This is a genomic window from Myxococcus llanfairpwllgwyngyllgogerychwyrndrobwllllantysiliogogogochensis, assembly GCF_006636215.1.
Taxonomy (GTDB): Bacteria; Myxococcota; Myxococcia; order Myxococcales; family Myxococcaceae; genus Myxococcus; species Myxococcus llanfairpwllgwyngyllgogerychwyrndrobwllllantysiliogogogochensis.
Window position 1 is genome coordinate 1 of the sequence record NZ_VIFM01000535.1, and the last position, 1,327, is coordinate 1,327.

A 1,327-nucleotide genomic window follows, 5' to 3' on the forward strand; every position below is an offset into this window, starting at 1 on the left:
TGTCTATAGTGAAGCGCCAGCGGACGCGGGCGCCCTCCTTGTTGCGCATCCTCTCCCATCGGGCCACCTCCCGTTTCAAGGTGAGCTTGTTGCCAATTCGCCTGTCCAGGCATTGGCGGGTGAGCACGCTGATTTCAATCTCCACCATGTTCAGCCAGCTGGCGTGCTTGGGGACGAAGTGGAACTCCAGCTTCTTCAGAATCCTCCGGGCCTCCTGGGGCGGGAAAGCTTCATAGAGGGCGCCAGGGCTGTGCGTGGAGAGGTTGTCGAGCACCACGCGGATGGTTTCCGCCTCCGGGTAGTGCACGTCCACCAGGGCACGCATCTGCAGCGCGAAGTCCTTGGCGGTCCGCTGGTCCGTGACTTCTACGTGGCGCCAGGCGCGGTGCACGTCCAGAAGGACGAAGAGGTTCACCGTCCCATTGCGCTGGTACTCGTAGTCGTAACGGCGGGGCGTGCCGGGCATGGCCGGCAAGGGCGTGCGGACTTCTCCAATCAGCTGGTTGGGAGTCTCATCGAAGCAGACCACCGGCCTCTTGGCGTCTGGTGGCTCGGCGTAGAGTTCCAGCACGTCCTCCATTCGGGCGACGTACTCGGCGTCCACTTTCGGGATGCACCACATGCGTTGCTGCCAGGGCTTGAGTTCGTTCTCCTCCAGCCGTCGGCGGACTGTTTCCCGCGAGAGGTCTTCGTGCTCGGTCAGCCGCACCAGTTCATCGGCCAGCAACTGAAGCGTCCACCGCGCACGCCCCTTGGGTGGCGTCGAGCAGGCGGTGGCCACCAGCAGCGCCTCCTGCTTGCCAGTCAGCTTGCGCGAGGCCCCGGGCCGCTGCCTTTCGTGAAGGGCGTGGTCCACGCCGCCTTCCACGAACCGCCGCTTGACCCGGTACACCGTCGAGACGCTCACCCGGACACTCCTGGCAATCTGCTCGTCGGTGACTCCGACATGGGCTGCCAGCAGAATCTGCGCACGCTTGACGTGGCGCACCCGCCCAGTGCCGCCGCTCACCAGCGCCTCCAACTCCGACTTCTCCTCGGCGGCCAGGGTGACGAGGTAACGTACATTCATGCGCTCCGACTCCGTGAAAGAGGAGTCGGACTACCTCGCGGCCTCCGTGTCGATTCCCTTCTCAACCCATCCCTTCACGGACCTTCAAGGCCAGTACCTGGCCTTCATCCACGCCTACACGAAGCTCAACAGGCGCCCTCCCGCCGAAGCCGACATGCAGCGATATTTCGGCACCACTCCTCCCACCGTCCACCGCATGGTGCTGGAGCTTGAACGCCGGGGGCTCATCCGGCGCAGCGCCGGACAGGCCCGCAGCAT

The 1,327-nt window shown here is 64.7% G+C and carries 2 protein-coding genes; one reads left to right on the top strand and one right to left on the bottom strand.

Going from position 1 to position 1,327, the window contains the following annotated elements; translation table 11 throughout:
* A partial coding sequence (locus FJV41_RS49140) for an IS630 family transposase (protein WP_141649507.1) occupies window positions 1-1,069 on the bottom strand: 1,069 nt, incomplete at its 3' end.
* Here FJV41_RS49140 and FJV41_RS49145 point away from each other — a divergent pair.
* On the top strand, window positions 1,068-1,327 hold a 260-nt coding region (locus FJV41_RS49145), incomplete at its 3' end, for a LexA family protein (RefSeq protein WP_141649508.1). The genes FJV41_RS49140 and FJV41_RS49145 overlap by 2 nt on opposite strands.